This window comes from Rhizobium sp. NFR03 (genome assembly GCF_900111275.1).
GTDB lineage: Bacteria > Pseudomonadota > Alphaproteobacteria > Rhizobiales > Rhizobiaceae > Ferranicluibacter.
This window is the reverse complement of sequence record NZ_FOGR01000006.1, coordinates 152,822-177,919: the sequence shown is the minus strand read 5'-3', so window position 1 is coordinate 177,919 and position 25,098 is coordinate 152,822. Positions and strand designations below refer to the sequence as shown.

The window sequence follows — 25,098 nt, the reverse complement described above, 5'->3', positions numbered from 1 at the left end:
GGCGGCTTTACCTCTGCCTCTCGCAACGCTTCGCGTCCTTCCGGATATTGAGCTGGCGAACGGAACCAATATTCGGCATCAGTGTTCTCTAATGCCCGGTCCTCAGCCGCGCGATCAGCGGGTTTGGGAGAGACATGTGAACACGAAAGCGACAGTTACCGCCCCTCTTCGCAAAGCGGACCTCTATCCGCCGGTCGATCCCAACTCCCGCAACAAGCTCTCGGGCCATGTCCTGCTCATCCTGATCGGCGCGACCGTCGTTCTCAAGGTCGGCCAGGAAATTTTCGTTCCGCTGGCGCTTTCCCTTCTTCTCACCTTTACGCTTGCACCGATCGTCTCTTTTCTGCGCCGCCGTTCGGTGCCGAAGATCGCCGCTGTGATGATCGCGGTCGCCTCGGCCTTCTGCGCCATCGCGCTCTTCAGCGTCGTCGTCGCATCGCAGGTGGCGAACCTCGCGCAGAATATTCCGGCCTATCAGCGCAACATCGTCGTCAAGGTCCAGACGCTGGCGCAGGCAGGGTCAGGCGACGGCATCATGAAACACCTGAGCGGCATCGTGGAGCGGGTGGGTGAGGAGATCCAGACGCGGGCGGTCGAGAGCCAGGAGGATACGGCCGTCACTATGCCGGCATCGCGCGAACCCATGCCGGTCGAGATCGTCACGCGTTCGAACCCCATCCAGACGCTCGGCAACTTCATCCTGCCGCTCATCAGCCCCTTTGCTACGGCGGGCCTCGTGATCGTGCTCGTCATCTTCATGCTGCTGGAGCGCGAGGATCTGCGCGACCGGTTCATCCGCCTGGTCGGGCTCAACGACCTGCATCGGACGACCGAAGCGCTTCAGGATGCCGGCAAGCGTGTGGGCAAGTACCTGCTGATGCAGCTGGTGGTGAATGCGCTCTACGCTTTCCCGATCACTATCGGTCTCTGGATCCTCGGCATTCCCAACGCCATCCTCTGGGGACTGCTCACGCTGGTCCTGCGTTTCGTACCCTATATCGGTCCGGTCATCGGTATGATCCTGCCGTTGTTTCTGGCGCTGGCGATCGCACCCGGCTGGTCGCTCGTGCTCTGGGTCGGCGCCCTGTTTCTGACGACAGAGCTGGTCAGCAACAATGTGGTCGAACCCTGGCTCTACGGATCGCACACCGGGCTGTCGCCCCTCGCGATCATCATCTCCGCCATCTTCTGGTCCTGGCTCTGGGGGCCTCTCGGGCTGATGCTGTCGACGCCGCTGACGGTCTGCCTCGTCGTGCTCGGGCGCTATGTCCCTCAGTTCAGCTTCCTCGATGTGCTTCTCGGCAACGAGCCCGTTCTGGAGCCGCATGAAAAGCTCTACCAGAGGCTGCTGGCAGGCGATCCGGATGAAGCGACGGCCAATGCCGAGGACTATCTGGAGGACGAATATCTGGGCGACTACTACGAGAAGGTCGGCATGCCCGCACTCCTTCTCGGGGAGGTGGATCGGCAGCGTGGCGTCATGAGCGATGCGCAGATCGAGCGCTTCTCGGGCAGCGTCCGTTCGCTGGTCGATAATCTCTCGGAAATCGCCGACGAGGAAGAAAGCGAGGAGGAGGCTCCGAAGGAGGAGATGGCAGGCGAACATTCGCATGCGGAAGGCGACGACCTCGATCTGCCGGACGGCACCGGGCGCACGCTGCTCTGCATCGGCGGGCGCGGGGAAATCGATGATGCCGCGGCCGCCATGCTTGCACAGCTTCTCGAAATCCAGGGCGCCGACGCCGACAGCATCGCGCATTCCACGCCCGATCTGCGCATGATCAGGGATAGCGACACGATCGACACCGTGGTGTTCACGTTCCTTAACGGAAATTCGAAAACCCATGCCCGCAATCTCGTGCGCCGCCTGAAGCGCATGCGGCCGGGTTTACGCGTCGGCCTGTTCGTGCCGCTCGCAAATGGTCAGGACCACCCGCGCATGACGCTGGAGGACACCAATGCCGACTTCGTCACGCTGACGCTGGCTGAAACGGTTCGCCTGGCACTGACTGAGACCGGCCCGGTGCCGCTGATGACGATTACCCGCAAGCTCGGCCGGCCGCGTGTTCGCCTGGCGAAGACGGCTTGATCCGAGATGGCCTGACCTGAGATGGCCTGACCTGATATGGGCGGAAGCGGCAATGCGTTACGGGGAAAGCCCGGCGCATCGTGCCGTGTTTCGGATATGCGTTTCCATTTCGCTGCGTGCCGCTGCGGCATCGTTATTCCGGAGCGCCGCAATGATCCGGCGATGTTCGGCGATCGAATGGCGCATGCGCTCCGGGTCCGTGATGGGTATCGGCTGGCGCTGCGTTTCCGTTACCTGATCGCGCACCGTCTGATAGAGCGCTTTGAGCATGGCATTCGAGCAGGCCGACACGATCGTCCCGTGAAAGGCGAGGTCCGCCTCGACGTTCGACAGGAGATCCTGCCGTGCCCAGCATTCCTCCATAGTCTGGGTCGCAGCCTCCATCCGGTCGAGTTGCATTTGCGTCAGGCGCCCCGCCGAAAGCCGCGCGATCTCGCCTTCCAGGAGGATCCGCGTCTGGAAGACGTCGAACACCGAGTAGCTGTCGGAATATCGCCATGGGGCCATATGACCGGAGGCGCCATTCGCGCCCTCAGTGGCCGCAGCCACGAAGGTGCCTCGCCCGGCCTCCGTCTTCAAAAGACCTAGTGTTTCCAGCGTCAGCAGCGCTTCGCGCAGGGAGGCACGGCTGACGCCCAGCGTCTGCGAGAACCCGCGCTGTGAAGGGATTTTCTCGCCAGCCTTCAGCGTACCGTTCCGGATCATCGCCTGAATCTCTCGGGCGACCGACTGCGGAACGAGCGTTTTGTTCAACATGCAAACCCCAATCCGAACCTCAAGCCCTCGTTGCGGCGCTAACCTTGGCACTAAGGGCGCACAGCCAGCTACACCCGCCGACATATCAACTCTGCCGCATCCCGGTGCAGAATCCGGGAGGGCGACGTCCACTCTATTTTGTTCGCAGCCATTGCCAACCGGAAAGCATCGTGCTTCTTTGGCCTGACTGGTCAGACCAGTCAGGCCACTGTAGATTGAGCCACGTTCAAATAACAAGGGGAACTCTCATGACACGAACGAACATTCTCAAGACGACGCTTCTCGCCGGCGTTCTCGCGGTCTTCGGTACGACTACCTTTGCCGCCGATCTCACCGTGGGCGCCAATATCGGCAACGTGCCGTGGGAATTCGAAGATGCGAGCGGCAAGGTTACCGGGTTCGAGGTCGATCTCGTCAACGAGATCGCCAAGCGTCTTGGGAAGACGGTCGAATTCGTCAATACGCCGTTCAACGGCCTCTTCCCGGCGGTCCAGTCCGGGCGCATCAACATGGCGATCTCCTCGATCACCATCACCGAAAAGCGTCTCGCCTCGGTCACCTTTGCCCAGCCCTATTATGACAGCGACCAGTCGCTGACCGTCACAGCTGCGTCCGGCATCACGGGCCTCAAGGACATGGGCGAAAAGGTCGTCGGCGTCGATACCGGCTCGACCGGCGACATGTGGGCGGATGCGCACAAGACCGAATACAAGCTGGGCGAAATCCGTCGCTTCGAAGGCCTGCAGCCCGCCATGCTCGACCTCGTCGCCGGCCGCGTCGATGGTTACATCTCCGACATCCCGGCGCTGCTCTACTACGTCAAGGACAAGCCGGAACTGAAGGTGGTCGAGCGCATCCCGACCGGCGAGAAATACTCGATCATGTTCAACAAGGGCGATCCGCTGGCAACAGAGGTCAACGACGTCATCACCAAGCTCAAGGGCGAAGGCTTTATCGCCAAGCTTCACGAGACCTGGTTCGGTGCCAAGGCCGAGGATACGACCTCGACCGTCGCCGTCATGGACATGCCCAAGGCCAAGTAAGCCGCAACCGCACCGGCAGGATTCTTGAAAGGTCCTGCCGGACGCCAGGGAGCCGTTCGGCCATGAATCTCATCAATACCTTCTTCAACATGCAGGTGCTGGCCGACAGCCTGCCGCAGCTCATGTGGGGCCTTCTGGTCACGCTGCAGATCGGCGTCACCAGCATTCTCTGCGGCCTTGCGGGCGGCCTGTTCCTCGCCATCGCGAGGCTTTATGCACCGGCGTTTTTCAAGCTCCTGATCCGCATCTACATCGATATCTTCCGCTCGATCCCGCTGCTCGTTCTGCTGATCGTCATCTATTACGCGCTTCCCTTCGTCGGCATCCGCCTGTCGCCCTTCTTTTCCGCGGTCGCGGCTCTCTCGCTCGTGTCGGCTGCCTATACGGCCGAGATCTTCCGCGCCGGCATCGAGGCCATTCCCCATGGCCAGTTCGAGGCCTCGGCGGCGCTTGGCCTGTCCAACAGGCACACGATGGTCGATGTGATCCTGCCGCAGGCCATCCGCATCGTCATTCCGCCGCTGACGAACAATTGCATCAACGTCATGAAGGACACGGCGCTCGCCTCCGTCGTCGCCATGCCGGACCTTCTGAAGCAGGCGACGCAGGCGCAGGCGCTCTCGGCAAACCCGACGCCACTCATCGGTGCCGCCATCATCTATGTCCTGCTGCTTTGGCCGATGGTCGCCGTCGTCGCGCGCCTCGAAAAGCATTTTGCGCGGGGGAAACGCTGATGAACACGCCCATCTCCACACCTGCTCCTGCCATCATCTCCATTCGCGGCCTCACCAAGGCCTATGGAACCTTCACGGTTCTTCACGGTATCGATCTCGATATTGCCGAGGGCGAAGTCGTCTGCGTCATCGGCCCATCCGGCTCCGGTAAATCGACGCTGATCCGCTGCATCAATCATCTGGAGCCCTTCTCGCCGGACAGCACGATCACGGTCGATGGCATCCGCGTTTCGCCGGGCAAGTCGCTTGCCAAAGTGCGTGCGGAGGTCGGCATGGTGTTCCAGTCGTTCAACCTCTTTCCGCACATGACCGTACTGAAGAACGTGATGCTTGCGCCCATGCGGGTGCGGGGCACGACGAAAGTCGAAGCGACGCGCAAGGCGCGCGATCTTCTCGCCCGCGTCGGCATCGCCGAACAGGCCGAGAAATTCCCGGGCCAGCTGTCTGGCGGTCAGCAGCAGCGCGTCGCCATTGCCCGTGCGCTCGCCATGGAGCCGCGCGTGCTGCTCTTCGACGAGCCGACATCCTCGCTGGATCCGGAAATGGTGGGCGAGGTGCTGGATGTGATGCGAAAGCTCGCGGGCACCGGCGTGACCATGATCATCGTCACGCACGAGATGGGCTTTGCCCGTCAGGTCGCCGACCGCGTCATCTTCATGGACAGCGGCCGGCTGGTGGAGGCGGGAACGCCGGCCCAGATCTTCGACAGCCCGCGGCAAGAGCGCACGCGCAGCTTCCTGCGCGCCGTCCTCAACCACTGAACAAGAAACGATACGGAGGAAAACACGAATGGCCACAACAACGCCGCTCGATCTCGATTATGTGCGCAGCCAGTTTCCAGGGCTTTCCAAGGGGTGGGCCTTTTTCGACAATGCCGGGGGATCGCAGATCCTCAAAGGCGCACTCGACCGCATCAATACGTTCCTGATCGACAAGAACGTGCAGATCGGCGGCTCCTATGACGTTTCTCAGGAAGCAGCCCGCGCGCTCTACGAAGCGCGGACGGCGGCCATGCATCTCGTCAATGCCAGCCGGCCGGAAGAAATCGTCTTCGGCAGCTCGACGACAGCGCTTCTGCAGAATCTCGCCCGCGCCATGCAGAGCCAGCTTTCGCCGGGAGACGAGATCATCATCACCGTCAGCGATCACGAATCCAATATCGGTCCGTGGGACAGGCTGCAGGCAGCGGGCGTCACGCTCAAGATCTGGCCGCTGAACACGGAAACGATGACGCTCGACCTCGCCGACCTCGCGCCGCTGATGAGCGAGCGCACGAAGCTCGTCTGCGTCACCCACGTCTCCAACATCCTCGGTTCGGTCAATCCGATCCGCGAGATCGCCGACTTCGTGCATGCACGCGGCGCCCGGATCTGCGTGGATGCCGTGGCCTATGCGCCGCACCGTGCTGTAGACGTGCAGGCCTTCGACGCCGACTATTACGTCTTCAGCCTCTACAAGACCTACGGTCCGCACTACGCGCTGATGTACGGCAAATACGACCTGCTGCTGGAGCTCGACACCCTCTACCACTACTTCTACGGCAAGGACAAAGTGCCGGGGAAGCTGGAGCCGGGCAACCCGAACTATGAACTTGCCTATGCCACCTGCGGCATCGTTGATTATCTCGTGACGCTCGGCGAGCAGGCCGGCGAGAGCGGCACGACCCGCCAGAAGATCGAGGCAGCGTTCTCGGCCATAACGGCGCAGGAGAATGCGCTCGCCGAGCGGCTTCTCGCCTATCTCCGCGCGCGCAACGATTGCCGCATCGTCGGACAGTCCACCAACCGTGACGACACCCGCGTGCCCACCATCGCGTTCCGCTTCGATGGCCGCGATGCGGCCGAGCTTTGCAAGGCGATGGACGCGGAGAAGATCGCCATGCGGTTCGGCGACTTCCACTCCCGCCGCCTTGCCGAATATCTCGGCCTCACCGACCATGGCGGCATGCTGCGCGTCTCGATGGTCCACTACAACACGCTGGAAGAGGTCGATCGCTTCACCGCCGCGCTCGACCGCATCCTTGCCGGTGACGCCGGACTTGCCAAGGCGAGCTGAGAGGCCGCGCTGAGCCTGCCGCAAACAACACAGGGAAGAAGGAGATGACGATGCGCTTCGATACGGTGATCCGCCACGGAACGGTGGTGACGGCCTCCGACACGTTCAAAAGCGATATCGGCATTTGTGACGGCCGTATCGCAGCCCTTGCAGCGGAGCTTGCCGATGCTGACGAGATCATTGATGCGACGGGCCTGCTCATTCTTCCCGGCGGTATCGACAGCCATGTGCATCTCGATCAGCCCTCCGGCGACGGGATCGTCATGGCCGACGACTTCGACAGCGGCACCCGCTCTGCCGCCATCGGCGGCAATACGACCATCATGGCTTTCTGCATGCAGGAGAAAGGGCAGTCGCTGCGCGAGGCGCTCAAGATCTACCATGCGAAGGCTGAGGACAAATGCCATGTGGATGTGTCGTTCCACATGGTTATCACCGACCCCACACCGGAGGTGCTGGGGCAGGAAGTGCCGGCACTGGTCGAGGACGGCTATACCTCGATGAAGGTCTTCATGACGTATGAGGGCTTGCGACTGCGCGACGACGAGATCCTTGCCACCCTAGACACGGCGCGGCGCACCGGCGCACTCGTCATGGTCCACTGCGAGAACGAGGATGCCATCCGCTACCTCATCGGCCGTCACGAGGAGGAGGGCAAGTTTGCGCCGAAATTCCACGCGACGACCCGACCTGTCGCGGCCGAGCGCGAGGCGACGCATCGTGCTCTGTCTCTTGCGGAAATCGTCGATGTGCCGATCGTCATCGTCCACGTTTCCAACCGCGAGGCGATGGAGGAGATCCGTCGCGCCCGCCAGCGCGGCCAGAAGATCGCAGGCGAAACCTGCCCGCAATACCTCATGCTGACGGCGGACGATCTCGATCAGGATGCGCTTGAGGGCGCAAAATACGTCTGCTCGCCACCGCCGCGTGACAAAGCGAGCCAGGACGCATGCTGGGAAGGCCTTGAACAGGGCGTCTTCGACCTCTTCTCCTCCGACCACTGCCCTTTTCGCTTCGACGATCCCGAGGGCAAGCTGAACGAGAAGGGCAAGCGTCATTTCCGCTGGATACCGAACGGCATTCCGGGCGTTGCCACGCGGCTGCCCATCCTCTTTTCGGAAGGCGTCATCAAGGGCCGCATCGACCTCAACACGTTCGTTGCGGTCACGTCGACCAACCACGCCAAGCTCTACGGCCTCTACCCTCGCAAGGGCACCGTCGCCATTGGCTCGGATGCCGACCTTGCCCTCTGGGATCCGGAAAAACGGACCACGCTGACAAACGACATCCTCCACCACGGGGCCGACTATACGCCCTATGAAGGTCTCGATATCCGGGGCTGGCCTGTCCGCGTTCTTCTGCGCGGCCGGACGATCGTCAATGACGGCCAACCTGCCGGGAGCGAAGCGCCCGCGGGCACCTATCTTCCGAGGGGCAAGTCGGCGCTGATCCGGTAGGGGAGGTGGCGTCGAGCGGACGGGTGGGCACGGTGGCCAGATGCCGCTCTGCCGTTCACGTCTCATTGGCGCGCGCGGCGATCCGATCGGCTTAATGATCGCGGTTTGCGACAAAGGCCGCGGCGTCGATCAGCGTTTTCCCGGCTTTGCCGTAAGGTGCAAGGAGGGCGCTTGCCTCTGCGACCAGTCGCGCCAGTTCGGCTTCGGCCCAGTCGGTGCCGCGGCGGGCGACCAGCGTCGCCTTGCCGCGAGCTTCGTCCTTGCCGGTCGCCTTGCCCATTGTCTCGGCGTCGGCCTTGAGGTCGAGAAGGTCGTCGGCGAGCTGGAAGGCGCGGCCGATGCGTTCGCCGAACTGGCGCAGGCGCGCACGGTCTTCGGCAGGCGCGCCGGAGACGATGGCGCCGGCCTCGCAGGCAAACCGGATCAGGGCGCCGGTCTTCATGGCCTGGAGCGTGACGATGCCCTGTTCGTCGGGGGCTCTTGTTTCCGCTGCGAGATCGAGCGCCTGCCCGCCGGCCATGCCGCCAAGGCCCGAGGCGCGGGCGAGGGCCAGCACGAGTGCCGTCTTCACAGCATCCGGCAGTGCGGTCTCGGGTCCGGCCAGAATGTCGAAGGCAAGAGTGAGCAGGCTGTCGCCGGCGAGGATGGCATTCGCCTCCCCATAGGCGATGTGGACCGTCGGCTGGCCACGGCGCAGGTCGTCATCGTCCATGGCCGGCAGATCGTCGTGGACGAGGGAATAGCAATGCACGCATTCAAGAGCGGCAGCGACGCGAATGGCGGCTTTGCCATCTCCGCCAAAAAGTGCGGTGCTCTCCATCACCAGAAAGGGGCGCAGCCGCTTGCCGCCGTTCAGCACGCCATGGCGCATGGCGGCCAGCAGTGCGGGCGGGCGGGCGATCTCGTCGGGCGCGACCGTGTCGCTCAGGAGTGCTTCGAGGCAGGCCTTGACCTGGTCGGCACCCTCCCGGAGCTTGATGTCGAAGGTCTGGGCAGCTGCGTTCATGGCGGCTCTTTGGCATGAGCGTGCGGCGCGTTCAATAATTTTCACCGGGAAGGCCGTCTCTAAAGGGGACAGCGGTGAAAAGGACGTTCAAATCCGCCCGATCTTAGACTATGACGGGAGACGCGGATGGGGCGACGGCGGGTTGATCAGTCGGGACGATCAGAATTGGGATATCGTACCCGAACCACGTGAGCCAGAATCGCGGGGGTCAGACACCCGTAAGCTCCCGGCCGATGTGCCATGGGAGCCTGATGTCGCAGAGGTCCGTGATGCCGGCGCTCAACCACGGACACATGAGGTTCGCGCCGAAGACCTATCCTTGCGCGACAGTGTCCGCATGGATCCGGCGAGGCTGGAACCTGAACGTCAGGACGTTCACGGGCCGGATACAGGTGGAGATGAGGAACTGCGGTCCAACACCAAACGAGGCATTTTCGCGCGGGTCAGGCGCCGGTGGCGCCAGCTTCTCGCCATCGCGGTCGTCCTCCTCCTGCTGCCCTACGCCCTGATCATCCTCTATTCGCCGAGTTTCGTGCATCCGGTGTCGTCTCTCATGCTGCGCGATCTCGCGCTTCTGCGTGGCTATGATCGGCAATGGGTACCGTTCGAGAAGATTTCTCCCAATCTCGTCCAGTCGGTCATGATGTCGGAAGACGGGCAGTTCTGCATGCATGCCGGCGTCGACTGGGTGCAGATGCGCGGTGTCGTGGATGACGCGCTCGAGGGCGAGCAGACGCGCGGCGCGAGCACCATTCCCATGCAGACGGCGAAGAACCTGTTTCTCTGGAATGGCCGCTCTTTCGTGCGCAAGGCCATGGAGCTGCCGCTGGCGCTGGCGGCCGATTTCGTCTGGACCAAGCGGCGACTGATGGAGATCTACCTGAATATTGCCGAATGGGGCCCGGGCATCTATGGCGCCGAGGCCGCAGCCCAGCATCATTTCGGGGTGTCCGCCTCCAAGCTGACGCGCCGGCAGGCGGCACTTCTCGCGGTCTCCCTGCCCAATCCCATCGACCGCAATGCCGGGAAGCCGGGGCGTGGGCTGAAGCGCCTCGCCTCCATGATCGAGCGGCGGGCAGGCGCGTCGGGTGGATACATCAAGTGCCTTTATCCCTGAAATCACGCCTTTTGATTGGATGACCTCCCAAGGGTCTGCTCTAACGCCGGGACCGCTACCGGAGAACCCAGCATGAGCGACCTCGTCCTTTATGTCGGCAACAAGAACTATTCCTCCTGGTCGCTGCGGCCGTGGCTGGCCCTGAAAGGCTGCGGCGTTCCCTTTACCGATGTCGTCATCCCCTTCGACTTTCCGAACGGTAATCCGCGTTTCCGGGAGCTTTCGCCGACGGGCCGGGTTCCGGTGCTGCATCACGGCGCGGTTCGCGTATGGGAATCGCTTGCGATCATCGAATATGTCGCCGAGCTTTTTCCGGAAGCCGGTCTCTGGCCTGGGGATCGGGCGGATCGGGCCATGGCACGCAGCATCTCGATGGAGATGCTGGCAGGGTTCCGTGCGCTTCGCGGGGCCTGCCCGATGAACATCCGCCGGCCGGTCGGCGCGATCGCCCTGCCGGAGGGGGTGATGGAGGATGTCGCACGGATCGAGGCCATCTGGGCAGAGGCGCTGGCCAAGTCGGGCGGCCCGTTTCTGTTCGGCCGCTTCACGGCTGCGGATGCGATGTTTGCGCCGGTCGTGAACCGGCTGGAGATCTACGCGCTGACGCGAGATCCGGTGTCGCTGGCCTATATGACGGCCGTGAAGGCGCATCCCGCCTTCCTCGCGTGGCAGACGGACGCGCTGGCGGAGACCTGGATCGTGCCGGAAGACGAAGCCTGAGCGCGCCTTTTCGAAAGTTCGCAGTGCCTGGGCAAAAAAAACCTGTGGGGTCTGGCCAAGATGGCATCTTGCATGTATAAGCCCGGCCAATTCCGAGATTGAAACGCCTTCATCCCGGCCCGTTCAACGGTCCGCAGACTGGTGGTTTCCCCCGATACGTGGAGTGTTTGAAATGGCTGTTCCTAAGAGAAAAACGAGCCCGTCGAAGCGCGGCATGCGCCGTTCTGCAGACGCGCTGAAGACCCCGACCTACATCGAAGACAAGAACTCCGGTGAACTGCGTCGTCCGCATCACATCGACATGAAGACCGGCATGTATCGCGGTCGTCAGGTTCTGACGCCGAAGGCGAGCTGATCTTTCTCCGTCCGGTAGGCACGCCGTTTGGCGATGCTCTGGACGGATGAACGAGAAGACAAGGTTTGGAAAGGGCTGGCCACCGCGCCGGCCTTTTTCGCATTTGCGGGCGTCGGTATTTTGTCGGTCGGCTGGATGTGGATATGGGTGTCGGAATGGCATGCCTGCCTGTGCCTTGCCGATCCGTAGCGTAGATCTGCCAAAGCCTTGATTGCCTCACATCGCTGGTTCATACCCGGAGTGAAGGCCCGTTACGAAACCCGCCGATGTCGCCAGCCAGGAAACATGCCATGCTTGCCTCCATTCCCCTCCTGATCCTGCCATTCGCGCTCTACAACCTCGCGATGACCGGGGCGCTCGGGGCGGGCGGCGTCGCCGTGTTCGAGCAGACCGTAACGAGCCTTGCAATGCTGTCCGGAGCGACATGGAGCATGAGCGTCGGCGATCTCCTGATCGTGGGAAGCCTTGTTCTCCTGTTCGTGGAAATCCTGAAAGCCACCCGCACGAGTTCCAAGACGCTGGTCGATCACATCCTGTCGATGGTGCTCTTCATCGTCTTCCTGGTCGAGTTCCTGCTGGTGGGGGGTGCCGCGACCGACGTCTTCTTCATTCTGATGGCGATCAGCCTCATCGACGTCATCGCCGGCTTCACGATCTCCATGCGCACCGCCGGGCGGGACGTGTCGATCGGGCTTTGATGGCTCAGACACACGCGCGTGGAAGCAAACGGTTGCTCAAGAGCCGCCGTTTCCGTCCAAGCATGAAGCGAGACCTCAGGTGAGGTTTTCGAGCTTGCTCTGGAGCGCGCGCAGCTGCTCCTTCAGTTCGTCGATGTCCTTGGCCTCGGCCTTGCGCGGTTCACGCGCCTGCGGAGCGGCGGCCATGAAGGGCGAGAACATCTGCATCGCCTGATGGAACATCTCGGTGTTGCGCTTCACCTGTTCCTCGACCAGTTGCAGCGGCACCTGAAGGTTCTTGCTCAAAGGCGTGTCGCCGAAGGCCTTGCCGATCTGCTCGCGCATCTGCACCTGCTGGTCGGTGAAGGCCTGCATGGAATGTTCGAGGTAGCTCGGCACGACAGCCTGCATCTGGTCACCGTAGAAGGCGATGAGCTGGCGCAGAAAGGAAATCGGCAGGAGCGTGTTGCCGGTTTTGCTTTCCTGCTCGAAGATGATCTGCGTCAGGACGGAGTGGGTGATGTCATCCCCGCTCTTGGCGTCCTGAACATTGAATTCCTCCCCCTTTTTGACCATGACCGCGAGATCGTCGAGCGTGACGTAGGTGCTCGTTCCCGTATTGTAGAGCCGCCGGTTCGCGTATTTCTTGATAACGATCTGACCGTCCTGCTTCGCCATCAGGGTCTCCTCCCCAAATTGCTGTTTTTATAGCATTTCATGAGGATATGCGGAAATCGCGCCATAAGACAATCTCTTTGTGCGGTGCAGTGATCACGCTCGCGTATCAACCTGCAGGTTTATCCACTTACGCTTTGACTTGCGCGCGGACCTCGTTCAGTCTTGGCTCATGAAGGGGGCTCGCCAGCCGGGTCCGAATGCATCACCAGGGAGGAGACCGTGATGAGCACACCATCCATCGTCATCGCAAGCGCGGGCCGTACCGCCGTCGGCGCATTCAATGGTTCGTTTGCCAATACCCCGGCGCACGAGCTGGGTGCCGCCGTCATCAAGGGTGTGCTGGCACGGGCGGGCCTTGAGGCTGCCGAGGTGGACGAGGTCATCCTCGGACAGGTGCTTTCGGCAGGCGAAGGTCAGAACCCGGCGCGGCAGGCGGCCATGAAAGCGGGCGTGCCGCAGGAGAAGACGGCCTGGGGCATGAACCAGCTCTGCGGCTCCGGCCTGCGGGCGGTCGCGCTCGGCATGCAGCAGATCGCCACGGGCGATGCCTCCATCATCGTCGCCGGCGGCATGGAGTCCATGTCCATGGCGCCTCACTGTGCGCATCTGCGCTCGGGCGTGAAAATGGGCGACTTCAAGATGATCGACACCATGATCAAGGATGGTCTGACGGACGCGTTCCATGGCTATCACATGGGTGTGACGGCCGAGAACATCGCCAAGAAATGGCAGCTGTCTCGGGACGATCAGGACCAGTTCGCGCTCGGCTCACAGAACAAGGCGGAAGCCGCTCAGAAAGCCGGTCGTTTCACCGACGAGATCATTCCCTTCGTCGTTTCCACCCGCAAGGGCGATGTGACGGTGGATAGCGACGAGTATATCCGCCACGGCGCGACGATCGAGAGCATGTCGAAGCTGCGTCCGGCCTTCGACAAGGACGGCACGGTGACGGCCGCCAATGCGTCCGGCCTCAACGACGGGGCTGCGGCGACGTTGCTGATGAGCGAGCAGGAAGCCGTACGCCGCGGGATAACGCCGCTCGCCCGCATCGCCTCCTGGGCAACGGCGGGCGTCGATCCGCAGATCATGGGCACCGGCCCCATTCCGGCATCGCGCAAGGCGCTGGAAAAGGCCGGCTGGTCCGCCGCCGATCTCGACCTCGTGGAAGCCAACGAGGCCTTTGCCGCGCAGGCCTGCGCCGTCAACAAGGATCTCGGCTGGGATACGTCGATCGTCAACGTCAACGGCGGAGCGATTGCCATCGGCCATCCGATCGGCGCTTCGGGCGCGCGTATTCTCAACACGTTGCTGTTCGAGATGAAACGCCGCGGCGCCAAGCGCGGCCTCGCCACGCTCTGCATCGGCGGCGGCATGGGCATCGCGCTCTGCGTCGAGGGTCTTTGAGGAAGGACCCGCTATGAAGGCCGGCGCCGAGCCGGCCTTTTCATTTTCACCAGCGTCGGTCGGGGCGACATCATACGCCTTGAAGAAAAGAACGATTGAGGGAGGACGAGCATGAGCAGGGTTGCCTTGGTAACGGGTGGAACGCGTGGCATCGGTGCCGCTATTTCGATTGCGCTCAAGGGTGCCGGTTATCGCGTGGCCGCGAATTACGCCGGAAACGATGAAAAGGCGCAGGCCTTCTCCGACGTCACGGGCATTCCTGTCTTCAAATGGGATGTCTCGGACTATGCCAGCTGTGCGGCCGGTGCGGCGACGATCGAGGAGGCTCTGGGGCCAGTCGAGGTTCTGGTCAATAATGCCGGCATTACCCGCGACGCTATGTTCCACAAGATGACGCCGTCGCAGTGGAACGAGGTCGTCAACGTCAATCTGAACGGCCTTTTCAACATGACGCATCCGGTCTGGTCCGGCATGCGCGACCGCAATTTCGGCCGTGTCGTCAATATTTCCTCGATCAACGGGCAGAAGGGCCAGATGGGCCAGGCCAACTATTCCGCCTCCAAGGCCGGCGATATCGGTTTCACCAAAGCGCTTGCACAGGAAGGTGCCGCAAAGGGTATCACTGTCAACGCCATCTGCCCCGGTTATATCGGCACGGAAATGGTACGCGCCATTCCTGAAAAGGTGTTGAACGAGCGCATCATCCCGCAGATCCCGGTCGGCCGGCTCGGCGAGCCCGAGGAAGTGGCGCGCTGCGTGGTGTTCCTGGCGTCCGACGATGCCGGTTTCATCACCGGATCCACGCTGTCGGCGAATGGCGGCCAGTTCTTCGTCTAGAAAAATCGCATCCATCGCAGGGCGAAGACCGGTCTTTTTGCCGGCTTGGCCTTGTGTTTCCCGCGCCGCGTGGTCATGTGTGTCGCGCCGCCGACGCTTCGACGTTTGCCGCCCATACAATGCGCAAGGTCTGAAACGTGCCTGACCAACCGATGATCTTGAGTGGCCGCGGCGTGATCGCGGTCCTCGGCCCGACCAACACCGGCAAGACGCATTATGCGATCGAACGCATGGTCGCGCATGAATCCGGCGTCATCGGCCTTCCCTTGCGTCTTCTCGCCCGCGAAGTCTACACGCGTGTCGTTGAACGGGTCGGGGCGCACAATGTCGCGCTCGTCACCGGCGAAGAGAAGATCACCCCGCATCTCGCCCGCTATTCCGTCTGCACCGTCGAGGCCATGCCGCGCGAGACGAAAGCAGCCTTCGTCGCCATCGACGAGGTGCAGCTGGCGGGCGATCTCGAGCGCGGGCACATCTTCACCGATCGTCTGATGCACCTGCGCGGACGGTCGGAAACATTGCTTCTCGGTGCATCCACCATGCGGCCGATCCTTGAACATCTCCTGCCGGGGATCACCATCGTCGAGCGTCCGCGCCTGTCGCAATTGCTTTATGCCGGCTCCAAGAAGATCACGCGCCTGCCGCAGCGCTCCGCCATCGTCGCCTTTTCGGCCGACGAGGTCTATGCGATCGCCGAGCTGATCCGGCGCCAGCGCGGCGGCGCGGCCGTGGTACTCGGGGCTCTCAGCCCGCGCACGCGCAACGCGCAGGTCGCGCTCTATCAGGAAGGCGACGTCGAGTATCTCGTGGCAACCGATGCGATCGGCATGGGTCTCAACCTCGACGTGGACCATGTCGCCTTCGCGCAGGACCGCAAATATGACGGCTACCAGTTCCGCAACCTCAATCCGGGCGAGCTGGCCCAGATCGCGGGCCGGGCCGGGCGTCATCTGAGGGACGGAACGTTCGGCGTCACCTCGCGGGTCGAGCCCTTCGACGACGAACTCGTGCACCGCATCGAGCAGCACCAGTTCGATCCGGTGCGTGTGCTGCAATGGCGCTCCAAGGCGCTCGATTTCACCTCGCTGACCACGCTGAAGAAGACACTGGAGGCGCCGCCTGCCGTGCACGGGCTGACACGGGCGCTTCCGGCAGTCGATCAGCAGGCGCTCGAATTCCTGACGACGCTTCCCGAGGTCAAGGCCCTTGCGACGAATGCGCGGACGGTGGAGAAACTCTGGGAAGCCTGCGCCCTTCCCGATTACCGTCGGATCGCGCCCGCGCAGCATGCCGATCTGATTGCCAATATTTACTCCGACCTCGTGCGGCGTGGCACCGTCAACGAGGATTTCATGTCCGAGCAGGTGCGCCGGGCAGACCATACGGACGGGGAAATCGACACGCTGTCGGCGCGAATCGCGCAGATCAGAACGTGGACCTATGTGTCGAACCGGCCCGGTTGGCTTGCCGATCCGACACACTGGCAGGAAAAGACGCGGGAAATCGAAGATCGATTGTCCGACGCGTTACATGAACGGTTGACGAAACGGTTCGTTGACCGCAGGACATCTGTGCTCATGAAGCGGCTGAGAGAGAATGCGATGCTGGAAGCGGAAATCAGTGTGAATGGCGATGTCTTCGTAGAAGGGCATCATGTGGGACAACTCACCGGTTTCCGGTTCGTGCTGGCCACCACGACGGACGGGCTGGATGCCCGCGCCGTGCAGGGGGCAGCCCAGAAGGCGCTGGCGCTGGAGTTCGAGGCCCGCGCCGCACGTCTGCATGCTGCCGGCAACGCCGATCTGGCGCTGTCGTCCGACGGCCTCGTCCGCTGGCTGGGCGACCCCGTCGCGCGGCTTGCGTCAAGCGACCACATCATGCGGCCCCGCGTCATCCTGCTCGCCGACGATCAGCTGCAAGGCGCGGCGCGCGATCATGTGTCCGCCCGCATCGAGCGCTACGTCAATCACCATATCGCGACCGTCCTGAAACCGCTCGACGATCTGTCGCGTGCCGAAGACCTTCAGGGTCTTGCCAAGGGTCTCGCCTTCCAGCTGGTCGAAAGCCTCGGCGTCCTCTTCCGGCGCGATGTCGCCGAAGACGTGAAGTCGCTCGATCAGGAGGCACGCGCCTCGATCCGTCGCCATGGCATCCGCTTCGGTGCCTATCACATCTTCATGCCGGCGCTCCTGAAGCCGGCTCCGGCCGAGCTCATCACGCTGCTCTGGGCGCTGAAGAACGATGGCCTCGACAAGCCCGGCTATGGCGATCTCATTCCGGTTCTCGCTGCCGGTCGCACGTCGATCGTCACCGACCCGTCCTACGAGCGGATGTTCTACAAGCTTGCCGGTTTCCGGTTCCTCGGCAAGCGTGCCGTGCGTATCGACATTCTCGAGCGTCTCGCCGACCTTATTCGCCCGCTGCTCCAGTGGAAGCCCGGCACGACCGTGCGTCCGGAAGGTGCCTATGACGGGCGCCGGTTCACGACCACGACGGCCATGCTGTCGATCCTGGGCGCAACGCCCGACGATATGGAAGAGATCCTGAAGGGACTCGGCTATCGCGCCGACAGCGTGAAGCCCGAAGAGGCCGCAGCCTTCCTCGGTGCGCAGGCACCGGCGACCATCCCTGCAACACCGAAGGCCGAACCCGCGGAAACCGATATCGAGACCACAGAGCTCGAAACAGGCGATGCCACGGCATCGGACGACGCCGCTACGACGGACGTTGCTTCCGGCGAGGACACGCCAGCCGAGACCGCGACCGAAGAGGCACCTGTCGAAACAGCGCCCGCCGCAGAGGCCGAAGCTGCTTCGGATACGCCTGTAACGGACGATACGCCTGCTGTTGAAGAAACGGCTGTTTCTGACCAGGTGGCCGAGCCCGCGCCGGTTGCCGCAGACGCCGCAGCGTCGGATGCCGTGGCGACCGACGCTCCCGAAGCCGAAGTCAAGCCCGTGCTTCTCTGGCGTCCGGGTGGGCGCAGCGACAACCAGCGCCCGGGCGAGCGTCGTCCCGGACAGCGCGATGCCCGCAATGGCGATCGCCGTAGCGGCAATCGTCCAGGTCAGGACAAGGCCGCTTCTGCACCGGGCGATGGTTCGGCACCTGCTGACGGCCGCCCGCAGGGCCGGCGCGACGAGCGGGACGGCGAGCGCAAGGCTGGTGCGGGCCGTCATGACGGTGGACGTCCCGACCGTAATCGCGGTCGCGATGGCAAGCCGGCCGACGGCGCACGTGGCGACAACAAGGGCGACCGCGGCGAGCGTCGTGACCGCAACGACCGTCCGGGCGGCAAGCCCGGCGGCAGCGGTCATGGCAAGTCCCAGGCTCCGGCCACCTTCGAGGCCCGCCCGCCGCGCAAGGACAAGCCGATCGATCCGGATTCACCCTTTGCCAAGCTCGCTGCTCTCAAGGAGCAGATGAAGAAGTAGGGAGCCGCAACGTCATGGCCGAACAGGAGATCACGCCCATCGAGGCCGCCTCCCGCCAGCGCCTCGACAAGTGGCTTTTCTTCACACGTCTCACGAAGTCGCGCTCGATCGCCCAGAAGGCGATCGAAGGCGGTAAGGTTCTCGTCAACGATCACCGCGTCACCCAGCCTTCGCATGCCCTGAAGGCCGGAGATGTGGTGACGCTGTCGCTCGATCGCCGGGACGTGACAGTGCGCATGCGCAGCGGCGGCAGCCGGCGCGGTCCTTTCGAGGAAGCGCGGCTGCTCTATGACGATCTCACACCCGTGCCCGTTCCCGGCGAACGCCTGACACCTTTCGAGCAGGCGACGCGTGAGCCGGGAAGCGGTCGCCCGACGAAGCGCGAGCGACGGGAGATCGACCGCTTGCAGGACGGATGGGGCGACGGTGACGAGGAGTAAAATCCTCCCTTTCCTCGCCTTCGATTGGAACGCAAGAGCCTTGCAAAGGTTGGGCAAAGCCGTTACCTCACGCAACAACACCTGGGAATGCCAAGGGCGACGTGCGCCGAGGCCCGATGATCGGACCAACGCCACGAGAGGCTCGCGCAGACCCTGGAGCATCTCCAGCCGAAACGCGCTCGCTTCGGCATCGGAGAATGCGGTAAAAGCAAAGATTTTGAGCAATTCCTGTGAGCGCTTGTCCATGGGAGTTGCTCTAGCTGCACGCCGGCGCAACGAGGCATCGGGCATGCGGTTCTTCTGAAGATAGGGCCCCTCGGGCCGAAGCTGTTTGATCCTCGCTCACGCCAAGGCTTCCCAAGCGCCCGGGTTCGAGACGAGACCGACTGGAGTGAGAGCATGACCTACGTCGTCACCGACAATTGCATTCGCTGCAAATACACCGACTGCGTCGAAGTGTGCCCGGTCGATTGCTTTTACGAAGGCGAGAACTTTCTGGTCATCCATCCGGACGAATGCATCGATTGCGGTGTCTGCGAACCGGAATGTCCCGCTGGAGCCATCAAGCCCGACACGGAGCCGGGTCTCGATATGTGGCTCAAGGTGAATGCCGAGTTCGCAACGCAATGGCCGAACATCACGATCAAGCGCGATGAAATGCCGGAAGCCAAGGAAATGGACGGGATCGAAGGGAAGTATGAGAAGTTCTTCTCGCCCAATCCTGGTCAGGGCGACTGAGAGACATCGCGATCTTCCAGACCAGTGCTTTGCACGTCACGCCTTTGCTTTTCCGCAGGTCGTTTTCGCAAAACCACTGCACATTCTCTCGCGACATGCTCTAAGGTCGGGAGGTCGCGCTCCTGAAGCGCATGATTCGATAACGGTCCCCCAAGAGGGAGACCGGCACGCCGTTTTTAACGACACGCGGCGAAGCTTGCCTGTGGCTTAAGCAAAACATTGATTTCGACAGATTTTTGTGGTAGGGTCTGGATACTGATCCACATCGTGGCACTTTTGTGTGTCCGAAACCATCACGAAAGCAAATTCTCCTTCGCCACGGTTCATGTCTCCATGCAACGTCCGTTGCTTGCGTGTGGTCTGTTCGCCGAAGTGTTTGAATTCGTTTGGGGAGTTTCAGTAAGGAGTGACCCGCAGGATGCCCGTCCATCCCGGGCCTGACTGACCCGACCCCGGCCCCATGCCGGGAGCGTAACAGGGAGTTTTTGAAACGAATGACGACCCAGCAGAAAAAATCCTCCACGCGCCATGGCTTTAAAACCGGTGAATCGATCGTTTACCCGGCTCATGGTGTTGGACAAATCGTCGCTATCGAAGAGCAGGTTGTCGCCGGAATGTCGCTCGAACTGTTCGTGATCGACTTCGACAAGGACAAGATGCGCCTGAAGGTGCCGGTTGCCAAGGCCGTCAGCATCGGCATGCGCAAGCTGTCGGAAACGGATTTCGTCGAGCGTGCGTTGAAGGTCGTCCAGGGCAAGGCCCGCGTCAAGCGGACCATGTGGTCGCGTCGCGCGCAGGAATATGATGCCAAGATCAATTCCGGCGACCTGATCGCCATCGCCGAAGTCGTTCGCGACCTGTACCGTGCAGAGAACCAGCCGGAGCAGTCCTATTCCGAGCGGCAGCTCTATGAAGCCGCTCTGGACCGCATGGCTCGCGAAATCGCAGCTGTTAACAAGATGTCCGGTACCGAGGCCGTGCGTCTGGTCGAAGCAAACCTTGCCAAGGGTCCCAAGCGCGGCAAGACGGTTGATGAAGACGAAACTCAGGAAGAAGAAGCCGCGTAAGCGTCTGACCTTCTTTCCGTTCAAAAACCCTGCCTTGCAAGAGGCGGGGTTTTTTTGTGCCTTGAGGTGGGGATTCAAGGAACGGGGTGCAAAGGCTGCCCCTCATCCGGCTACCGCCACCTGCTCCCCGCAGGCGGGGAGAAGGGACTTGAGGCGGTCCAGGTGCTTGTCCGGAAGCGGCCGCCGAGGGTTGAAGGTCAGGTACACTCTCCGTTCCTTATGGCGTGTCAGGGCTTCAGCAGGCGCGCTGGCAAACGGAGAGGGTTGAGCATCGACCATAAAAAAGCCCCGCCTTTTGCAAGGCAGGGCTTTGTTTTCAGGTCTGGCTTGAAGCCTTACGCGGCAGCGCCCTTGCCGCCCTTGCCGAAGCGCTTGCGGTCGTTGGCGTCGAGGTAGGTCTTGCGAAGACGGATGTTCTTCGGTGTGACTTCCATCAGCTCGTCGTCCTGGATCCACGACAGCGCGCGGTCGAGCGTCATGCGGATCGGCGGGGTCAGGCGGACGGCTTCATCCTTGCCGGCCGAACGGATGTTGGTGAGCTGCTTGCCCTTCAACACGTTAACCTCAAGGTCGTTGTCTCGGCTGTGGATGCCGATGATCATGCCGGCATAAACCTTCTCGCCGGGCTCGATGATCATCGGGCCACGGTCTTCCAGGTTGAACATGGCGTAGGCCACGGCTTCGCCGGACTGGTTGGACAGGAGAACGCCATTGGTGCGGCCGCCGATTTCGCCCTTGAAGGGCTGATAATCGTGGAACAGACGGTTCATGATCGCGGTGCCGCGGGTGTCCGTCAGGAGTTCCGACTGATAGCCGATGAGGCCACGGGTCGGTGCGAAGAACTTGAGACGAACGCGGCTGCCGCCGGACGGACGAAGCTCGGCGAGCTCGGCCTTGCGCTCCGACATCTTCTGCACGACCACACCGGAATGCTCTTCGTCGACGTCGATCACGACCTCTTCGATCGGCTCCAGGACGTTGCCATCCTCGTCCTTGTGCATGACGACGCGCGGACGCGACACGGCAAGCTCGAAGCCCTCGCGGCGCATGGTTTCGATCAGAACGGCGAGCTGCAATTCGCCGCGGCCCGAGACGAAGAACGAGTCCTTGCCCTCGGACTCCTCGATCTTCAGCGCGACGTTGCCTTCGGCTTCCTTGAACAGACGGTCGCGGATAACGCGCGAGGTGACCTTGTCGCCTTCCGTGCCGGCCAGCGGGCTGTCGTTGACGAGGAAGGACATGGTGACGGTCGGCGGATCGATCGGCTGTGCTGCCAGCGCTTCCGTCACGGACGGGTCGCAGAACGTGTCGGCAACCGTGCCCTTGGACAGGCCGGCAATGGCGACGATATCGCCTGCATGGGCTTCATCGATGGCGGTGCGCTCGATGCCGCGGAAGGCGAGGATCTTGGAAATGCGGCCGGTCTCGACGACCTTGCCGTCCTGGCTCATGACCTTGACCGACTGGTTCGGCTTGATCGAGCCGGAATGGATGCGGCCGGTGATGACGCGTCCGAGGAAGGGGTTGGCTTCCAGCAGTGTGCCGATCATGCGGAACGCACCGTCTTCGTCGCCGACGCTCGGCTCCGGTACGTGCTCGAGCACGAGGTCCAGCAGCGGCGCGAGGCCCTGGTCCTTCGGGCCTTCCGGGTTGACGTTCATCCAGCCATCGCGGCCCGAACCGTAGAGGATCGGGAAGTCGAGCTGCTCGTCGGTCGCATCGAGGTTTGCGAAAAGGTCGAAGACCTCGTTGATGACTTCCTCGTGGCGGCCATCCGGGCGGTCGATCTTGTTGATCGCGACGATCGGACGAAGGCCGACCTTCAGCGCCTTGGAGACCACGAACTTGGTCTGCGGCATCGGGCCTTCCGAGCTGTCGACCAGAACGATTGCGCCGTCCACCATCGACAGGATACGCTCGACTTCACCGCCGAAGTCGGCGTGGCCGGGGGTGTCGACGATGTTGATGCGCACGCCCTTCCACTCGATGGAGGTCGCCTTGGCGAGAATGGTGATGCCACGTTCTTTTTCGAGATCGTTGCTATCCATCATGCGCTCGACGGTGCGCTGGTTGTCACGGAACGAGCCGGACTGCTTGAGAATCTCGTCAACAAGGGTCGTTTTCCCATGGTCGACGTGTGCGATGATCGCGATATTCCGCATTTTCATGGTTTTGGGTATCCGGGGGCTCGGGGCGTGTCTTGGGAACGCCGCAACTGCATTGCCCGGGCTCTTACATGTTTTTTTGCAAATGCGAAAGAGGGTGCCCGGCGCTCGGTTGGATGAGCGCCGGTTCGGGCCTTTTTCAGGCGTCGCTGCCGGCAAGCGGCTCGGTGATGCCAAGCCCCTTCTTCCGCATCATGGCTTCCGGGCTCGGCAGCTTGCCGCGGAAGGCGATGTAGGCGTCCTCGGGATCGATCGATCCGCCAACGGCGTAGATATTGTCCCGCAGGCGTTTTGCCATAGCGGGGTCGAACGGATTTCCTGTTTCCTCAAAGGCTGAAAACGCGTCCGCATCCAGTACCTCCGACCACATGTAGGAATAGTAGCCGGCCGAATAGCCGTCTCCGGCGAAGATATGCTGGAAGTGCGGCGAGCGGTGCCGCATGGTGATCGACTGCGGCATGCCCAGGCGCTCCAGCACGGCGGCCTCGAACGCAGCCGGGTCCTCGACGCTGTCGGCGGTGTGGTAGGCCATATCGACTAGGGCGGAGGAGGTGAATTCCACCGTGTTGAAGCCGGCATTGAAGGTGCGAGCGGCCATGACCTTGTCGAACAGGGCCTGCGGCATGGGCGCGCCGGTCGCCTCGTGCACGGCATAGCGCTTCAGGATTTCGGGCACGGTCAGCCAGTGTTCGTAGAGCTGGGATGGCAGTTCCACGAAGTCGCGGGAGACGCCCGTGCCCGAAACGGACGGGTAGGTCACATTCGAGAGCATGCCGTGCAGGCCGTGTCCGAACTCGTGGAAGAGCGTGCGGGCATCGTCGAGCGAGAGCAGCGCCGGCTTGCCGTCGGCAGGTTTGGCGAAATTGCAGACATTGTAGATGATCGGCAGCTCGCCCTTTGCTCCATTCGGCAGGGGCAGGCGGTGCTGCGACTGGAAGGCGCTCATCCAGGCCCCCGAACGTTTGGACGACCGCGCGAAGTAATCGCCGAGGAACAGCGCGACGAGGGTGCCATCCGCATTGCGGATGTCGAACACGCGAACGTCAGGGTGATAGCCGCGGACGCCGGTCTTTTCGGTGGCGGTGATTCCGAACAGGCGGTGTGCGACATCGAAGCAGGCTTCAAGAATGCGGTCGAGCTGCAGATAGGGCTTCAGCTCGCTTTCGGAGAAATCGAAGCGCTCGGCGCGCAGCTTCTCGGCGTAATGGCGCCAGTCCCACGGCATGACCGGGTGGTTCCGCCCTTCGCGGGCGATGAGGGCCGCCAGATCGGCTTCTTCCCGGCGGGCCTGTGCGACGGCCTTTTCCCAGACGGCCGTCAGTAGTCCGTTTACGGCGTCCGGCGTCTTGGCCATCGTGTTGTCGAGCTTCAGGGCGGCGTAATTGTCGTAGCCGAGCAGGCGGGCCTTCTCGGCGCGCAAGGCCAGCGTTTCGCGGATGACGGCGCCGTTGTCCGTCTCGCCGCTGTTCTCGCCACGGGACGACCAGGCACGGAACGCCTTCTCGCGAAGGTCGCGATTTTCGGAGAAGGTCAGGAAGGGCTCGACGATCGAGCGGGAGAGGGTGACGGCATAGCCGCCCTCGGCATTGCGTTCCCGCGCTGCCGCTGCCATCGCGTCGCGCAGGAAGCCGGGGAGGCCTGCGAGATCGGCTTCGTCGTTCAGAAGCAGCGACCAGCTCTTTTCGTCGGCCAGCACGTTTTGACCGAAGGCTGCGCCGAGGCCGGCGAGACGCTCATTGATGGCGGCAAGGCGTTCCTGCTCGGGCTTTGCGAGCCGGGCACCCGATTTGACGAAGCCCTTCCAGTGGCGTTCGAGAACGCGGGACTGTTCCAGCGACAGGCCAAGCGTGTCGCGGTCGTTCCAGAGCGTGTCGATGCGGGCGAAGAGGGCGGCGTCCATTCCGATCTTCGAGTAATGCCGCGACATCTTCGGCGCGATCTCGCGCTCCAGCGCCTGAATCGTCTCGTTGGTGTGAGCGCCAGCGCGGTTCCAGAAGAGCGCCGAGACGCGGGACAGGCTGTCGCCGGCAATTTCAAGCGCCACGATGGTATTCTCGAATGTCGGAGCATCCGGATGATGGGCGATACCCGCAATTTCCGCGTCATGCTCGGCAAGGGCAGCGTCGAAGGCAGGTGCAAAATCGGTGTCTGTGACCGCCTCGAAATTCGGGAGCCCGTCGGGGCCTGTCCAGTCTGTCAAAGCGGGGTTGAGATCGGGCGTTGCCATCTTCGAAATCCTTCGGGAATGTCCTGCGGTGATGAAATGCCTGGTGTCAGGCGATTCAGAACTCGGTTAGAAAGGTAGCACTGCGAGATGGCGCTTAGC

At 62.5% G+C, this 25,098-nt stretch carries 22 protein-coding genes; 17 read left to right on the top strand and 5 right to left on the bottom strand.

Annotation, left to right across the window (positions count from 1 at the left end; genetic code table 11):
• Nucleotides 1-232 precede the first annotated feature (232 nt).
• Entirely contained in the window at nucleotides 233-2,089 is a 1,857-nt protein-coding gene (locus tag BSG19_RS19140) for an AI-2E family transporter (protein ID WP_244529326.1), read from the top strand.
• 57 nt (nucleotides 2,090-2,146) lie between these two features.
• On the opposite strand, the gene BSG19_RS19135 is transcribed toward BSG19_RS19140, so the two are convergent.
• On the bottom strand, nucleotides 2,147-2,845 hold the full coding sequence (locus tag BSG19_RS19135) for a FadR/GntR family transcriptional regulator (RefSeq protein WP_092989612.1): 699 nt from the start codon (nucleotides 2,843-2,845) through the stop codon (nucleotides 2,147-2,149).
• A 248-nt stretch (nucleotides 2,846-3,093) separates the two neighbouring features.
• Here BSG19_RS19135 and BSG19_RS19130 point away from each other — a divergent pair, with 248 nt between their 5' ends.
• From BSG19_RS19130 to hydA, 5 genes are all read left to right on the top strand, one after another.
• Nucleotides 3,094-3,888 carry an ABC transporter substrate-binding protein gene (locus BSG19_RS19130; RefSeq protein WP_092989611.1) on the top strand — a complete coding sequence of 265 codons (795 nt, stop codon included), beginning with the start codon at nucleotides 3,094-3,096 and terminating at the stop codon, nucleotides 3,886-3,888.
• A gap of 62 nt (nucleotides 3,889-3,950) precedes the next feature.
• Entirely contained in the window at nucleotides 3,951-4,622 is a 672-nt protein-coding gene (locus tag BSG19_RS19125) for an amino acid ABC transporter permease (protein ID WP_092989610.1), read from the top strand.
• Nucleotides 4,622-5,383: an amino acid ABC transporter ATP-binding protein gene (locus tag BSG19_RS19120; protein ID WP_092989609.1), complete on the top strand. Its 762-nt coding sequence runs from the start codon at nucleotides 4,622-4,624 to the stop codon at nucleotides 5,381-5,383. Before BSG19_RS19125 ends, BSG19_RS19120 begins: the two co-directional genes overlap by 1 nt.
• Nucleotides 5,384-5,411: 28 nt before the next feature.
• Nucleotides 5,412-6,677, top strand: a complete 1,266-nt coding sequence (locus BSG19_RS19115; RefSeq protein ID WP_092989608.1) for a cysteine desulfurase-like protein — start codon at nucleotides 5,412-5,414, stop codon at nucleotides 6,675-6,677.
• Between the two features lie 50 nt (nucleotides 6,678-6,727).
• Entirely contained in the window at nucleotides 6,728-8,134 is a 1,407-nt protein-coding gene (gene hydA, locus BSG19_RS19110; RefSeq protein ID WP_092989607.1) for a dihydropyrimidinase, read from the top strand.
• A 91-nt stretch (nucleotides 8,135-8,225) separates the two neighbouring features.
• Here hydA and BSG19_RS19105 read toward each other — a convergent pair whose 3' ends face one another.
• Nucleotides 8,226-9,140, bottom strand: coding sequence for a polyprenyl synthetase family protein (locus BSG19_RS19105; protein ID WP_092989606.1), 915 nt, complete (start codon nucleotides 9,138-9,140; stop codon nucleotides 8,226-8,228).
• 319 nt (nucleotides 9,141-9,459) lie between these two features.
• Here BSG19_RS19105 and mtgA point away from each other — a divergent pair, with 319 nt between their 5' ends.
• From mtgA to BSG19_RS19085, 5 genes are all read left to right on the top strand, one after another.
• The gene (gene mtgA / locus BSG19_RS19100) at nucleotides 9,460-10,257 is read left to right on the top strand and encodes a monofunctional biosynthetic peptidoglycan transglycosylase (protein WP_244529323.1); all 798 of its coding nucleotides are present in this window, start codon (nucleotides 9,460-9,462) and stop codon (nucleotides 10,255-10,257) included.
• A 72-nt stretch (nucleotides 10,258-10,329) separates the two neighbouring features.
• Nucleotides 10,330-10,977 (top strand): glutathione S-transferase family protein, encoded by a 648-nt coding sequence (locus BSG19_RS19095; protein ID WP_092989604.1) that lies wholly within the window; start codon nucleotides 10,330-10,332, stop codon nucleotides 10,975-10,977.
• 172 nt (nucleotides 10,978-11,149) lie between these two features.
• Entirely contained in the window at nucleotides 11,150-11,332 is a 183-nt protein-coding gene (rpmF, locus tag BSG19_RS19090; protein ID WP_062477634.1) for a 50S ribosomal protein L32, read from the top strand.
• Nucleotides 11,333-11,359: 27 nt separating this feature from the next.
• Nucleotides 11,360-11,521 carry a hypothetical protein gene (locus BSG19_RS26140; protein WP_170866034.1) on the top strand — a complete coding sequence of 54 codons (162 nt, stop codon included), beginning with the start codon at nucleotides 11,360-11,362 and terminating at the stop codon, nucleotides 11,519-11,521.
• Nucleotides 11,522-11,622: 101 nt separating this feature from the next.
• Nucleotides 11,623-12,030 carry a hypothetical protein gene (locus BSG19_RS19085; RefSeq protein ID WP_092989603.1) on the top strand — a complete coding sequence of 136 codons (408 nt, stop codon included), beginning with the start codon at nucleotides 11,623-11,625 and terminating at the stop codon, nucleotides 12,028-12,030.
• A gap of 75 nt (nucleotides 12,031-12,105) precedes the next feature.
• Here the strand turns inward: BSG19_RS19085 and phaR are convergent, their stop codons facing one another.
• A complete protein-coding gene (gene phaR, locus BSG19_RS19080; RefSeq protein WP_092989602.1) occupies nucleotides 12,106-12,687 on the bottom strand; it encodes a polyhydroxyalkanoate synthesis repressor PhaR in 582 nt (193 codons plus the stop codon).
• Nucleotides 12,688-12,909: 222 nt separating this feature from the next.
• Between phaR and BSG19_RS19075 the strand changes: the two genes are divergently transcribed.
• The 6 genes from BSG19_RS19075 (at nucleotide 12,910) to BSG19_RS19050 (ending at nucleotide 20,607) form a co-directional block, all read left to right on the top strand.
• Nucleotides 12,910-14,091: an acetyl-CoA C-acetyltransferase gene (locus tag BSG19_RS19075; RefSeq protein ID WP_092989601.1), complete on the top strand. Its 1,182-nt coding sequence runs from the start codon at nucleotides 12,910-12,912 to the stop codon at nucleotides 14,089-14,091.
• A gap of 111 nt (nucleotides 14,092-14,202) precedes the next feature.
• On the top strand, nucleotides 14,203-14,928 hold the full coding sequence (locus tag BSG19_RS19070) for a beta-ketoacyl-ACP reductase (RefSeq protein ID WP_092989600.1): 726 nt from the start codon (nucleotides 14,203-14,205) through the stop codon (nucleotides 14,926-14,928).
• 152 nt (nucleotides 14,929-15,080) lie between these two features.
• A complete protein-coding gene (locus tag BSG19_RS19065) occupies nucleotides 15,081-18,362 on the top strand; it encodes a helicase-related protein (protein ID WP_170866033.1) in 3,282 nt (1,093 codons plus the stop codon).
• Nucleotides 18,363-18,376: 14 nt separating this feature from the next.
• Nucleotides 18,377-18,802: an RNA-binding S4 domain-containing protein gene (locus BSG19_RS19060; protein ID WP_092989598.1), complete on the top strand. Its 426-nt coding sequence runs from the start codon at nucleotides 18,377-18,379 to the stop codon at nucleotides 18,800-18,802.
• A gap of 399 nt (nucleotides 18,803-19,201) precedes the next feature.
• Nucleotides 19,202-19,540 (top strand): ferredoxin FdxA, encoded by a 339-nt coding sequence (gene fdxA / locus BSG19_RS19055; RefSeq protein WP_092930905.1) that lies wholly within the window; start codon nucleotides 19,202-19,204, stop codon nucleotides 19,538-19,540.
• Between the two features lie 494 nt (nucleotides 19,541-20,034).
• Nucleotides 20,035-20,607, top strand: coding sequence for a CarD family transcriptional regulator (locus BSG19_RS19050; protein ID WP_092989597.1), 573 nt, complete (start codon nucleotides 20,035-20,037; stop codon nucleotides 20,605-20,607).
• A 335-nt stretch (nucleotides 20,608-20,942) separates the two neighbouring features.
• On the opposite strand, the gene typA is transcribed toward BSG19_RS19050, so the two are convergent.
• Together typA and BSG19_RS19040 are read right to left on the bottom strand one after the other, a co-directional pair.
• On the bottom strand, nucleotides 20,943-22,775 hold the full coding sequence (typA, locus tag BSG19_RS19045) for a translational GTPase TypA (RefSeq protein ID WP_092989596.1): 1,833 nt from the start codon (nucleotides 22,773-22,775) through the stop codon (nucleotides 20,943-20,945).
• 136 nt (nucleotides 22,776-22,911) lie between these two features.
• Entirely contained in the window at nucleotides 22,912-24,999 is a 2,088-nt protein-coding gene (locus tag BSG19_RS19040) for a M3 family metallopeptidase (protein ID WP_092989595.1), read from the bottom strand.
• Between the last annotated feature and the right edge of the window lie 99 nt (nucleotides 25,000-25,098).